Annotated in this window: 11 protein-coding genes; 3 read left to right on the forward strand and 8 right to left on the reverse strand. The window is 28.7% G+C overall.

What is annotated here, in order from left to right:
- Window positions 1-104: 104 nt before the first annotated feature.
- The 3 genes from QM746_RS11780 to QM746_RS11790 form a co-directional block, all read right to left on the reverse strand.
- Window positions 105-1,505, reverse strand: a complete 1,401-nt coding sequence (locus QM746_RS11780; RefSeq protein WP_414984405.1) for a serine hydrolase — start codon at window positions 1,503-1,505, stop codon at window positions 105-107.
- 11 nt (window positions 1,506-1,516) lie between these two features.
- Window positions 1,517-2,959 (reverse strand): serine hydrolase, encoded by a 1,443-nt coding sequence (locus QM746_RS11785; RefSeq protein WP_414984406.1) that lies wholly within the window; start codon window positions 2,957-2,959, stop codon window positions 1,517-1,519.
- Window positions 2,960-3,060: 101 nt separating this feature from the next.
- Window positions 3,061-3,864, reverse strand: a complete 804-nt coding sequence (locus tag QM746_RS11790) for a helix-turn-helix domain-containing protein (RefSeq protein ID WP_414984407.1) — start codon at window positions 3,862-3,864, stop codon at window positions 3,061-3,063.
- Between the two features lie 900 nt (window positions 3,865-4,764).
- Between QM746_RS11790 and QM746_RS11795 the strand changes: the two genes are divergently transcribed.
- Window positions 4,765-5,592, forward strand: a complete 828-nt coding sequence (locus QM746_RS11795) for a GLPGLI family protein (RefSeq protein WP_414984408.1) — start codon at window positions 4,765-4,767, stop codon at window positions 5,590-5,592.
- 319 nt (window positions 5,593-5,911) lie between these two features.
- Here QM746_RS11795 and QM746_RS11800 read toward each other — a convergent pair whose 3' ends face one another.
- Window positions 5,912-6,805 carry an alpha/beta hydrolase family protein gene (locus QM746_RS11800; RefSeq protein ID WP_414984409.1) on the reverse strand — a complete coding sequence of 298 codons (894 nt, stop codon included), beginning with the start codon at window positions 6,803-6,805 and terminating at the stop codon, window positions 5,912-5,914.
- 57 nt (window positions 6,806-6,862) lie between these two features.
- Entirely contained in the window at window positions 6,863-8,497 is a 1,635-nt protein-coding gene (locus tag QM746_RS11805) for an alpha/beta fold hydrolase (RefSeq protein WP_414984410.1), read from the reverse strand.
- A 388-nt stretch (window positions 8,498-8,885) separates the two neighbouring features.
- Between QM746_RS11805 and QM746_RS11810 the strand changes: the two genes are divergently transcribed.
- The gene (locus tag QM746_RS11810; RefSeq protein WP_414984411.1) at window positions 8,886-9,254 is read left to right on the forward strand and encodes a cupin domain-containing protein; all 369 of its coding nucleotides are present in this window, start codon (window positions 8,886-8,888) and stop codon (window positions 9,252-9,254) included.
- 26 nt (window positions 9,255-9,280) lie between these two features.
- Here QM746_RS11810 and QM746_RS11815 read toward each other — a convergent pair whose 3' ends face one another.
- The 3 genes from QM746_RS11815 to QM746_RS11825 all read right to left on the reverse strand — a co-directional run bounded on the left by QM746_RS11815 (window position 9,281) and on the right by QM746_RS11825 (window position 13,598).
- The gene (locus tag QM746_RS11815; RefSeq protein ID WP_414984412.1) at window positions 9,281-9,997 is read right to left on the reverse strand and encodes a LytR/AlgR family response regulator transcription factor; all 717 of its coding nucleotides are present in this window, start codon (window positions 9,995-9,997) and stop codon (window positions 9,281-9,283) included.
- A gap of 2 nt (window positions 9,998-9,999) precedes the next feature.
- Entirely contained in the window at window positions 10,000-10,830 is an 831-nt protein-coding gene (locus QM746_RS11820; RefSeq protein ID WP_414984413.1) for a sensor histidine kinase, read from the reverse strand.
- Window positions 10,831-11,207: 377 nt separating this feature from the next.
- On the reverse strand, window positions 11,208-13,598 hold the full coding sequence (locus QM746_RS11825) for an outer membrane beta-barrel protein (protein ID WP_414984414.1): 2,391 nt from the start codon (window positions 13,596-13,598) through the stop codon (window positions 11,208-11,210).
- A 356-nt stretch (window positions 13,599-13,954) separates the two neighbouring features.
- Between QM746_RS11825 and QM746_RS11830 the strand changes: the two genes are divergently transcribed.
- Window positions 13,955-14,110, forward strand: a complete 156-nt coding sequence (locus QM746_RS11830) for a hypothetical protein (protein WP_414984415.1) — start codon at window positions 13,955-13,957, stop codon at window positions 14,108-14,110.
- Window positions 14,111-14,202 lie beyond the last annotated feature (92 nt).

The following is a 14,202-nucleotide window of genomic DNA, read 5'->3' on the forward strand; positions in this document are numbered from 1 at the left end:
ACAACTACAATCATTGCGAAACAATATTTTTTATAAGCACACCTGAATAATTCTATTTTTTTTAGAAAATATTTTAAACTAAATGTACCACATATAAAATTAAATTATTTTTCACCAATTATTTTCTCAATTTTTTCTATCATTTTCTCGGCATTCCCATTGGTTCCGCCAAAACTGATTGCTTTTTTATAACTTTCTAATGCCAAATCATATTGCCTATTTGTAAAATAGGCTTCACCTAAACTATCAAAGAGATTTGACTCTTTAGGAAACTCTCTTGTAGCCAACATAAATATGGCTATAGATTCATTTATTTTTCCTAGTCTTAATAATTCGTAGCCTAATTTATTAAGTTCTCCAGGATTCTCAAAACTATATTCATTTATATAACTTTTTTTAAGCAAAAAGTAATTCGCAATTGCCTTATTGACGTCATTGAGAGCGTTTTTTCTTATCGCTTGATAGATAGATTTTTTAGGAATTTCGTACTCTTTTCCTAACATTAGGTTCTGAATAATATGTCCTAAATCCCAAACTTTATTGAGGTTATTAGATACTAAAATTATTGTGATATCATTTCTAAAATCGTTTAAAAAAATAGATTCAAACTTATAAGAAACTCCATTGTGTCTTTGTAGGTCATCTTTTTCAAAGTATCTGCCTAGTGAACCACCTTCATCTTTGGCGTAAGGATTATTCAACAGCGTTTGAAAGGATTCTTTGGATATTAAACGATTATGATTCATCGCGTCAATCCATTTATATAAATCATTAATATCTAACCAAAGCCATCCACTAATAAAGTTCATTTCCGGACATCTCACTTTGTCCATATCATAACAAGATGTTCGACTTTTATAACCCAATTTTGGATCAAAAACTGAATTAGTCATTTTCAAAGGTTTAATGATATTTTTAATGACAAATTCTTCAAATGACATTCCGCTTACCTTTTCAATGATCCTTCTTTGTAAAAATACATTGCCATTATCATATTTGTAACCTGTTCCAGGTTCAAAAAGTAGACTATCATTACTTTTCAAAATTTTCCAAGCATCTGCATCAGTAACTGCATTTAATCCTGATTCTATTCTAGGAATTCCACTAGCATAATTAATCAAATGTCGAATAGTCACTTTTTCTTCCCATTTCGGTAACCCAAAATTAAATTTAGAAATAGAATCATCAAGATTAAGAAGACCACTTTCAACCAAAATCATGATGGAAACTGCATTAAATTCTTTTGCAATAGAACCAATATTGAATATCGATTTCTTGTTTAAAGGCGTTTGTTTCGTTTCATCAGTAAAACCAAAAGATTTTTGATAGATGATTTTACCTTTTTTTACCACCAAAACGTTTCCATTGAATAATCCTCTTTCATAAGATTTTGTCATCAAAACACCTATTTGATTGGCTTTTTCTTGATTTGAATTGAATACAATTTTTTGTGCAAAAATATTCAGTGATAGAAATAGGATGATTAGTAAATTTATCTTTTTCATTTTTCAGAATACTAATTGGTTGTTTGTTTTTCAATTTTCGAAAGCATTTCTTTGGCGTTATCATTATTAGGATTTAATTCCAAAGATTTTAAATAATGTTTCTTTGAGATGTCATATTTTCCAGTGATAAAATATCCTTCGCCTAAGCTATCATAAGCATTTGCTGAATTTGGATTTTCTTTTAAGTTGAGTTCAAAAACTTTTATTGCATCATTCAATCGGTCACTTTTCAGTAAAATATAACCAATTAAATTTAAGGTGTTTTCAAAATTCCATTGTGGATTTTTCTTTTTTATTGCGTTATATTTCTTTTCTGCATTTTGATTATCAGTTTTTAGAAATTCAGAAAGAATGAATTCATCAGAAAGTGAATGTTCATCGATAAAATTTTTGTCGACCAAACCAGCAACATGATTGATTATTTGATCTTGAACTGGAAGGAATTTATATCCATTTGATAAAACAATTATTGACATTTTACTATCCGGGAAATTTCTATAAGCACTTACATTTCCGCCGGAGAAGCCAAAAGAATTGTGATTATCCAACTTAATAATATCCCAGCCGTAACCAAAAAGCTTTTTTTTATTAGTAAAATTAAAAGGTTCCCACATTGATTTTTTGGTTTCCGGATTTATAAAAGCATTATTATCAAGGCGAATGCTCCAATCCAGAAAAGCTTGTAATGTGATAGCAACTCCATTGCCAGAATGCGCTCTGAATCCGTCATTTACAGACAATGTATTTTCATAGCGTTTATTTTTTAAATCATATACATTTCGCTGTACTCTATTTGGAATGTTTTCTGCAGAGTTTGATGAAAATAATATCTTTCCGTTTGCATCCGGAAATTGATTATTGAAAATATAATCTTCAAATGTTTCTCCTGATATTTTTTCAATAATCATTGTTAACAGACAATAATTTGTTTGATTATAACTAAATTGATTTCCAGCTTCAAACACTATTTTTTCTTTAGACAATCTTTCTATTTTTTCTCTATCAGTGGTATTCACCGAAATGTCATTAAATCTAATGATGTCTGGTAATCCAGAAGAATGTGTCAGAAGGTTTTTAATTTTTACTTGTTGCCACTCTTTTGGAAGGTTATCCAGATATTTTGAAATTTTGTCGTCTAATGATAGTTTCCCTTTTTCTACAAGCTGAAAAACACCAACAGTAGAAATTAATTTCGAAGTAGAATAGATTCTGAAAAGTGAGTTTTGATTGACCGGATTATTTCCTTCCAAATTCTCTTTTCCGTAATAGGCTTCAAAGATAATTTTGCCGTCTTTTACAACTCCAACTGCTAATCCTGGAATTTGATTTGTTTCGATAGCCTGCTTTAGATAACTATCTATTTTTTGTTTTGCTTCGATTTTGGGATTTTCTTTTTTTTGGCTAAAAGAGAGAACAGATATGAGCACAAAAAATACGAACAGAAAATTTCTCATAATGGATTTTGATTTTATAATTTGATGCAAAGATGCGCCAGAATGCTTGAATACACGACCGACTAAAAAAAGTCGAACGTATTTTTCAATAAAATCAATCTTTAGAATGCACTTTTTCTAAATTCAGTAGGCGTTTTGCCTGTGTATTTTTTGAATGAAGTACTGAACGACGATTTGGAATTGAATCCCACCTGATACAGAATCTCTAAAATTGTAAGCTCTTTTTGCGTGGGATCTTTCAAAATTTTCTTGGCTTTTTCGATTCGATATTCATTAATGAAATCAAAAAAATGTTTATCCATATACAGATTAATTAAAGCCGATAACTCTTTAACTGGCATTTTCACTTGCTCTGCCAAATCCTGAATTGTTAAAAAAGAATCCAAATAGGGTTCGTTCTTAATCATAAAATCTTTTAAAGATTCTATCTGTTTATTTTTTTCGTCATCAATTACTGGAGAAGATTTTGATTTAGAAACAATATCGATAATCGGTTTTAATTGAGAGTTAACTCCTCTGAAAAATTCAGGATTATTTAACGCTACAAATAGGTACCAACAAGTACAAAAGAAAAAAGCAAACCCATCCAAAGTTACAATCCACTGTCTAAGTTCTCCGAAACCAAAAATAAAAGTAACCAACCATCTTATTAATACTAAAAAATGTAAGACATAATATAGAATTGTTATTTTGTAAAGTGCATTTAATATAGAGATATTTGGATTTGTATAGTTCTCGAGATAGATCGTTTTAGATTTTCTTATAACCAAAAATGACGCAATAAAGTAAACTTGAAATAGAACTTCAAAAAGAATATGAAAAAACTGCATGATAGGTGATTCGCTCAACCCATTGATGAAACCTACTTTTGAAGCCCTATCTTCAAAATAAATCCCATACGCCATATACAAATTGAAAGCAATAAAAGGAATGATATGTAATAAATATTTCTGTTTTAGTCGAAATTTGGAGAAACAAATAGACAATACATAGAGATAAAAAGATGCTGGAACCAGATAATTTATACTCCAACGAAAAGCCTCAAGGTTAATGAAATTAACCGGGAATTCTCGCATCAAAAATTTGCAAGCATCTACTGCATTTGTGATAAGAAAAAAAGCAAGAAGAAAATTAGATATTCGGTACTTTGTTTTTACAATGAGTAAAAACAAAGCAAGAAAAAGTACCAAAAAAATCCCAATAGAAGAAACAAGATATAGAAAACTGTACCTATCCATAGTTAAATTTAAACAAAAGAAAAAATTACCATTTCTTAATTTTTATAAAAAAAATACATTTTAGAAAAAAAGATAAATATTATTGATTTTTACTAAATCATGTCAAAATTATCTAAGTCAGATAAAATTTAGCAAAGATTTAATTTACTCATACAAAAAGTTCAATTTTTAAAAAAATTGAACAAATATCTCTATTATAACTTTATCGCAGCATTTTATAAATACAATTACATCTTACATCGCACAAATATACAAAAACCTATGTAGGAGATATACTCTTTGAAATCTATCTGTACGAGAAAGAAAAGTTTCAAATTACAATTATTTATCAATATAATTAAATTAAAAACTCAACTTTAGCAGAGTAGCCAAATCTCGATATATTGCTTTAATACAAAAAACAGATTCCTTTAATCAATATAGTAACTTACATAACTATTTTAGAACATGAAATTTATATAATCTGTAAAAAAATTTAATTTGTAATTTATCACTACATAATTAGTTGTAATTCAAAAAAATTAGCTAATATTGTTTCACTATAAAAATAGTTATAAAAATAGTAATATGAAAAAATTATTTTTAATTATGGCAATCGCTTTTAATTGTATTGCTTTAGCTCAAGATTACAAAATCATTTACGAGTTTAAATGGAAGACTGAACCCCATGATAGTAATTATAATTATGAATTAACTACATTACTAAATAATGGAAAAGACTCATATTTTGAAGCACTTTCAAAATTTAAATATGATTCATTAAAAACGGATATGCGGAATAAAGGTTTTAGAAATTTACCTGGTCCAAAGGAAATTTGGAAATTTCAATCTTTAATAAAAAAAGATTTACAAAATCAAATAGTAAGGAGCGAAAATGAAATTTTTGATAAAGTTTACGTAACAAAATTTGAATCTCAACCAAAATGGAAGATTTTTGAAGATAAAAATAAAATTTTTGAATATAATGTACAGAAAGCTGAAACATTGTTTGGAGGAAGAAAGTGGGTTGCTTGGTTTACAAATGAAATTCCCATAAATGATGGTCCATACAAATTCTTTGGACTTCCTGGATTAATTCTAAAAATTACCGATTCTGATGAAAATTTCATTTTTGAAATTAAGGGATTAACCAAAGATAAAAGCGATATTTCAAAAAGAAACAGAAATTCTTCTATCATAAATTTAACGTCAAAACAGTGGAACGCTTTTTGGGAGAAATACCAAAATGATCCATCCAATATTTTTCAAAATTTAAATGAACCTGGTGCTTCTTATAGCTATGTATATAATGGGAAAAATGTAAATTCAAAAGAAGCAAAAGAGTCTTATAATAAGGCAGAAAAAGAAAAAATAAACCTATTTAAAAACCCTATCGAATTAAAACCTTCTGAATAATATTTATTGTAGTTGTATAGTTTTCATTAATAAACAATTTTGTAAAATTTTAAAAACAAACATTTTTCAGAATTTATTCTTTAAACACATCTTATTTATTTCATTATGTTTCTGTATAGCTAAAGCATATCGACTATATGACTGAAGTATGAAATCTTATCAATGCCCTAAGCCACAATTTATGAAAAAAAACTATTACTCTTTAAAAAACTCATCTAAAATTAGTTTATAAATTTCCAAATAATAATCGAAACAATCTTTATGATTAATAAAAATTTAGAAATTGTACAATAGATAAGTTAAGCTAGTGGCTTTTTTCTTATTTTTTATGATTTCTATTCTCCATTGTTTTATGTTTTATCCATTGTATTGAAACGTCAAAAGGTGTTGTAATATCAAGAGAGGAAGTATTATGTCCTAAAGCTGGAAACAAGGTATATTCAAAAGGTTTGCCTTGAGCTTTAAAAGTATTTAATTGCTCTATACACAATTTTACAGGGATTTGTATATCCTTCTCTCCAAAGAGCCAAAGTCCAGGAATTGAAATGGCATTCAAAGAAACTTTTGGGTCAGTTGCCACAAATTGATATTTATCGGGGTCATTTTTTGTATGTTCACGAGCATCTGCATCTGTATGGTTGTCCCAAAATTTATCATTTCCATTTGTATAAAATTGAAATCGAAGTTGCTCTAAAGTTGTAATTGTAGGGCAACTAAATAAAACCATAAATTGAATTTGAGGATTTTTACTTGCAGCAATTGGAATTATCCATCCTGCTTGACTGAAACCAACTAATCCAATTTGTGTTTTCTTGTCTTTCAAATAAGTTCGTAAAGTTTTCACCGCTTCGTTTGCGTCGCTAGATAATAAATTAAGGTTGGCAAAGTCTATATTATTAGTACCAACAGTTGGACCAACATATACGCCTCCTGATTCTCCTACTCCACGTTTGTCATACGTTAATACAGCGATGCCTTCTTTCGCTAATCGTTTTGCGAACTCCATTTCTCTTTTCACGGGGTCTGAACCATGAACAATTACAACTGCTGCAAATAGTTTTTCGGGTCTTAATATTGAACCCGCAAGAGTGACACCTTGACTGTTAAACTTTACCTCTTCGATGGTATAATCTGTTGATTGTGAAAATACATTTACTGGTAATATTATTAAAAATAACCAAAAAAATGAGTTCTGAATAAAGCTGATTTTCATTTAAAATAATTTGGATTTTTAATGAATTGTTCTGTTTCTCAAGTTACACTTTATTTGTTATTTTTTTAGAAAATCAAAAATTTTATTATTCAGAATTTTTGGTTGGTCGAAAGGAACATTATGTGAGCTTTTCTTAATGATTTCTAATTCTGAATTATCAATCATTTTTGCAATTTGTTCTGTATGTTCTAGTTTTATTTCATCATTATCTGCTGCAATAACTAAAACTGGGTTTTTTATTTTTTTTAAATCACCATCTGTGATATTTGGATATTTTAGCATTAAATTCAATCTCCTCTTTTCCTTTTCGTCATTTGTACTTTCATACCTATCTTTTATAGATGTCAATAATTCTTCTTTTACACCGTTAGGATTTGTATTTGCTCCAATTGTAACCAATTTATTTACAAGATTAGGATATTTGGAATTGAAGATTAAACCAGTGATTCCTCCATCACTCCAACCAACGATGTTTACTTTTTCCAGTTTGAGTTGTATTATTAATTGTAGTAAATCGTCTGCTAGTTTCTCATATCCATAATCTTTTTCTGCGAAGTCTAAACTTTTCCCTTGGGCTCTTGTATCCAAAGAAATAACACGATATTGTTTTGAAAAAAATGCAATTTGATTATAAAAATCTGAGATTAGCCCATTATTTCCTTCCAAGAAAATTAAAGGTTCGCCTTTACCATATTCTTCATAATAGATTTTGGCATCATTAAGATTAATATAATTTCCATTTGGATTGTTGCCATAAATTGTTTTCAAACCTTCTTCTCTTCCCTTATAAAAACTAATGAGTTTGTTTTCATTTTCTGTGATTTCTTCCTTACTTTTTTTGGTCTCGGAAACAATACTTCCTTTCTTATCATAACCAATATCAAGATTTGTAAGAAAAGTTCCATCACTTTCTTCCCATTGAGATTGACTTTGAAACCTAAATATTAAATTTTTTGAGAGAGATTTTTTTGCAGAAATTCCAAATACAAAATCTGTATCTTTCGATGGGATATATTCCACTAATTGCAGTGTGATGGCAATTTTATCTAAATTATTAAAAAGTAATTTATACTTAGATAAATCTATTTTTTGCCAACCTGTGGAAGAGGTTTTGTAAATAATATTATCATTTAATATTGATTGGTTGGGTATTGAATTTTTTACATTATAGATATTTAATTTCAAAGTTATCTGTTCATATTTTGAACTTGGAATTATATGAAAACTGAAAGACTTCAATTTTGTTTTTTTATAAATATCAAAAATATTTCCTTGTTCAATCGTTGGAACATTTTTGTCAAACATTTTTGAAAAGGTTAAAAAAGGTCGTTTTTTCTCTCCTAGAGTTTTCTCTTTTAATTTTTTAACAGTTAGTATAACTTCCTGAATATTTGAAGTTTTAATTTTTAAATATACATTTGGATTAATTTTCAAGTCAGAAAGTTCAATACTCTTTTCCAAATAACCTTCTGCTTTAAAAACAATTTTCTTATTTTTCAATTCATCAGGAATAGCAATTTTATAAAATCCTTTTTCATTAGTGATTGCTCCAATATTAGTATCCTTAATTCCTATTGCACAATATGACAAATTTCCGTCTTCTTCATTTTTTACAACACCTTGAATAATTGTTTGGGAACTTATAAAAATATTTGACAGTAAAAGGAAAAATATAAGTGATTTTAGATTCATATTTCTTTTTCAAAATAGTCGTAAAAATTGAGTGAAAGTTACTTTTGACAAATTGTGTTAAAAATATATAGAATATTGTAAGATTAGCCACATCCGTCATACTGAGCAATATTAGAACAATGTTCTCGAAGAACAAACTCATAACTTACATAGTCTTAAAAAGCACAGTCGAAGCCTCTCAAATTAACTAAAATATATAACATAAACATACAAATTCTTCATAACTATTATAGTATTCCTTTAATGGCTTGTAGAATTATTTTAGAACGATAAATACTAAGTTCAGGATTAAAAATTATATTTGTATAACTAAAAATACTTTTAAACTACGTCATTATTCGCACACCGTAAAGTATAAATGATTCTAAAAAAATATAAACAATTGAAAATGAAAGAAATAAACAAAATAACGTTATCAGAAAAATTTTCTCTTTTTTCAGAATATTGGTCTCCAAAAATTGTAGGCGAATTGAATGGACAAAATGTAAAACTAGCTAAATTCAAAGGAGAATTTGTATGGCATAAGCACGATAACGAAGATGAAATGTTTTTAGTTGTTGATGGTATATTGAAAATTGAATTTCGAGACAAAACTGTAACGCTTAACAAAAACGAATTTTTAATCGTTCCAAAAGGTGTAGAACACAAGCCTGTTGCCGAAAATGAAGTTTTAGTAATGCTTTTTGAACCTGCCTCTACATTAAATACAGGCGATACCGAAAATGAATTAACAAAACATCAATTAGATTGGATATAATCACAAAGTTTGTGAGATAGTGTAATTCACCCTCTAATTCCTAGTAATTGATAGAGTTCTTCTTTTTTATTAAGAGCAATAGAAATAGTTTTTCCGTTAACGAGTTCTACCATATTTCCGTTAATACTTCTGACAGATTCCAGATTAAGAATAAATGAACGTTGAACTCGGAAAAACTTAGGAAGTTTCAAAACGTCTTCCATAGACTTAAGAGTTGTATAAGTAGTATAAGAATCATTGGTCAATACAAATTTCAGGTAATCTCCTTGAGCTTCTACATAGAGAATTTCGTCTAACATAATCTTAATTAACTTACCATCAGATTTTATAAAAATTCTATCATTATTAATTTGATGAACAGATGTTGCTTGGTATTTAAGAGTTAGGAATTCTTTAGCTCTGTTTACAGCTTTCAAGAAACGATCAAACCGAACCGGTTTTACAAGATAATCTACAACTCCCGTGTCAAAACCATCTAATGCAAAATCACGATGCGCTGTGATAAAAACAACCATGGGAGAATGATGAAGAGAACGCACCAATTCCATACCATTAATATTAGGCATCTGAATATCACTAAAGATAATATCAACTTCATTTTCCTGAAGAAATTGCAGTGCTTCTAAAGGTTCATCAAAGGATTTTAGCATTTGTAGAAATGGTATTTTCCCAACAAAACCTTCTACAATTTCTCTTCCGATAGGTTCGTCATCAATAACAATACAAGTAATCAATTTTTCCATTATTAAAGGTCTATTTTCAGGGTTGCGGTAAAGATATTGTTTTCAGTTCCTATATTCATTTCATATTTTTCGGGATAGATTAATTGCAATCTTTTTTTTACATTCTCTAGTCCTATACCTCCATAAGCATTACTATTTTCCTTAAAAATAGCATCGTTTTCTATAATAAAGCTAAATGCTGTTTTCTCAATTTTAATTTGAATATTGATAAAAGGATGCTTGCTTTTCAATCCGTATTTAAAAGCATTTTCTATGAGGGTAAATGTAAGAAGAGGCGCAATTAATAAGCCCAACGCATTTTCTTCGCCTTCTATTTTCAGTTGAATATCTTTTTCTGTAGAATAACGCATTTTTTCGAGTTCTACATAATTGCGAATAAAATCCAATTCTTTTTCTAGAGAAACCTTTTCTGTATTAGATTCATACAGATTGTAACTCATTATTTCTGAAAGATTAAGAACAACCTCAGGTGCCAAATCAGATTTTTTCACTGTTAATCCGTATAGATTATTTAGGGTGTTAAACAGGAAATGGGGATTGAGTTGCGTTTTTAAAAAATCTTTTTCAATATTGATGTTTTTAACCTCAAGTTCCGATTTTTCTTTTTGAAATTTCAAGGCAGAGCTGTACGTTTTTGCAAGTTCCATTAAAGTTTTTAAGAAAAAAAACGGCACAAGGAAAAACAATACCCAAAGTATATTTTTAATATAATAATCTACCGAAAAAACCTCTATAAATTTTGGCGGATAAGTAGTGAGTTTACCAGGGTTTTGAATTTCGTGAATATCATATTGAAGATAGTAAGCAAGAATAAAAAAAGAATGACTTACCATAAGCCACAAAAAAGTTGAGATTATAAACAATATCACAAACTGAAAAATATTGCTAATTCTATTAAAAAAAACTGAAAATAAGTAGAAAGAAAAGAGTGTAGAAAAGGTATATCGAATGGTAAAAAAAAGTGCAATTCTCTCATTAAACATATAATAAAACTGCAAAAACAGAAAAATTGAAAAAATTATCCACACCAAAAAATGGTATAGAATTCTGTTTCTTTTGGTATAGAATTTATCAAAATCTAATTGCGTTAGTTTCTGTAATATCGGATTGGTAAATATTTTTGTCTTATTCATATCAGAAGTTGAAAACACAGCTTCAAAGATAAACTTTTGAAGCTGTAATTTTTAATTATAAGGTAAAAAGGTGAACATTAAAGTCTGCTTTTTTCTTCAGTGCTACTGCTTTCAATTTTTTTAGCTTTGAAATCCTCTCCAGTTTTGAAGGTATAAATTAAAGAGAATGAAACCATCCTAGATTGCTCTTTGTGAGATATTTTAATTTCTGTATTATTAAAATAGCTCGTTGCTTTGTAAGGACTTGTATAAAAAATATCACTAAACGAAACTTTTGCAGTGAACTGATTTTTCAAGAATTTTTTTTGAAAACCTACATCTACGCTGGCAATGCTCTTGGTAAGAATATTTCCACTTACCATTTGCGGAGTATAAAAAGCATTAAGACTCATAGAATACTCTTTTCCTAAATCTATTTCCTGCTCTGTTTGAAGAACAAACGAAGGTTTTTCAATTTTAAAATAAGGAGATTTAGAAATGGTATATGTCAACAGAAGGTTATTACTTGTAGTCCACCATTTAGCAATTTTCAAAGGAGCACTCAATGTTGCGGTGTAAACACCAGAATTACCTGCATTCGCTTTTATTATGGTAAGTAATTCTTCTCCGTTATTTTGAATAATTTGTGAAATAACATCTTCTGTATAAGAATATCCTAAAGCAGTATAATATTTACCACTCCATAATCCTGATATTTCAAAAGAATTGGTGTATTGCGGTTTTAGATAAGGATTTCCTGTGGTTACCGAATAATTGTCTATATAATATTTGTACGGATTCAAATCAAAATAAGAAGGTCTCTTAATTCTTCTATTATAAGAAAAGCCCAGATAATTGCTTCCTTCTTCATTCAAATTTCTTTTCAAAAAAAGTGAAGGGAAAAAGCTAAAATAGTTTTGTGAGATTTCACCTTGTTGACTGCCGTACAAACTTGCATCTACTACTGTTTGCTCGCCTCTCGTTCCTAATTGGTATTCTGTTTTTCCCCAATTTCCACTAAAATTTACAAATCCAGCATATACTTTTTCTCGATAATCAAAATTAAAATCTAATTCTGGCGTAGAACTCCAAACAGAATCAAACGCTTCATAAGAATTGGTATTGTCTATTTGAGTAGAAGTAGCTTTAGCACCAAATGCTAAATTTTTACCCGACTTAAAATTCCAACTGTATTTTCCTTCCGCCGTCAGTATTTTTGCTTCACTTGGATAATGGAAACGAAACAAAGTATCGCTAACAATGTTATTGTAAATATCATAATTTTTACTACCACTATAGCTGTTTCCTTTTCTTTTATTGTAAGTATAATCTGCTATAAAAGTAAACTTAGAACCCAGAGTGTCTGTTTTTATACTATAATTAAGTCCTGTATTATGATATTGTGTATCCGAATCTGTAGGAAAACTTCCTATCGATTTAATGTTTTTAGAAACATCTGGATAAATAATCTGCGAATACGATTCTGAAGCACTTTTAAACTTACTAAACTGCCCAGTGTAAGAAATTCCTAAAAATTGTTTTGACGAAATATCATACGTTGCACCAATTTTTACTCGATTACTTTTATTTTTCTGTACATCATTAACCGATTGGTTATACTTACCATTTTCGGGGAAATCTCGTTGCTGTGTTAATTCTTCAAAATTTTTGCTATTGTTATAAGAATAGCTTGCTGCAAGCCCTAGTTTTCCTTTTTTGAAATTCAAAGAGGCATAAGGATTATAAGAGGGAAACTTTCCTAAACCCAAAGAATTATCTGCACCAATATAACCGTTTAATCCTTGCTTGGTATTTTTTTTCAATACAATATTAATAATTCCTCCTGAACCTTCTGCATCAAACTCTGCCGAAGGATGAGCTATAATTTCAATTGATGCTATTTCATTAGAACGAAGATTTTGTAAATAATTTTTAAGATCGTCACCACTTAAATTCAGCATTTTACCATCTACCATTACCCTTGTTCCCCAAACACCATTAATGGATACTTTTCCGCTACTTACAAAAACTCCTGATGCCATTTTAAATAAATCCAATGAACTCTTTCCTGCTGTGGAAGGGTGCTCTGAAACATTCAGCACTACTCTATCAATTTTACGTTGAATAATAGGTTTTGATTTTTTGATTACCACCTCGTTAATATCGATGGTTTTTTCTTTATAGAGCTCAATACTCACATTTTGCGTAGTTTCTGTAAAAGAAAAAGCTTTGGAATAAGTAGCAAACTTGTCAGCAGTCACATTTAATACAAATTGACCTGATTCTGGAATAAAAATCTGAAAATTACCATTTTCATCTGCTATTTTCTCAATGCTGATTGTTTTTTCTTTATCATTATTCACTGTTAAAACAGCAAATGCAATAGGCTTTCCCGAAGAATCTTTTACCGTCCCGTTTACAGTAGTCTGCGCTTGAAGGATAGCATTGCTCATCAAAAGCACCAATACCGAATAATATAATTTCTTCATTTTCTATATTTATTTTTCAGTAAAAATAGAATCATGACTTATCAATTTCAATTTCATTCGGTAGAATCTATAAAACTTTCGGTGAAAATTGATTTATGAAGGGTGAAAAAAACTTCGGGAATAATATTTTTATAAGCTACTAAATGATTATTTAGCTTTAAATCTAGATTTATTATTCTTTATCAATACTCTCAGTACATTTCTAAAATATTTTAACATTGAAAATATTTAAAACAACTATTAAAGGGATAAATACTACTAAAAAAGCTAACGAATAAGCAAAATATTTAATGAGAATATTACTTTCTTTTCTGAAAATTAAAGCAATAAGTCTAAATATATAGCAAAATAAAGAAATGATAAAATTAATTACAACAATCATACTTACACCTTTTGCAACTACACCAACTTCAGTCTTCGGAAATATTAGCAACAAAACCAATTCTGCAAATACACCATTCGGGTATTTCAGACTATCAGAAGTGGATATGAAAAATTATACAATACAATAATAGTTTCTCAATTTATATTGTAAAAGAGTGATTTTAAATTATCATTAGAATCACTCTTTCAATACATAAAAGTATATTTTACAAGCTAAAAA

It is taken from the genome of Cloacibacterium sp. (assembly GCF_047601505.1).
Taxonomy (GTDB): Bacteria; Bacteroidota; Bacteroidia; order Flavobacteriales; family Weeksellaceae; genus Cloacibacterium.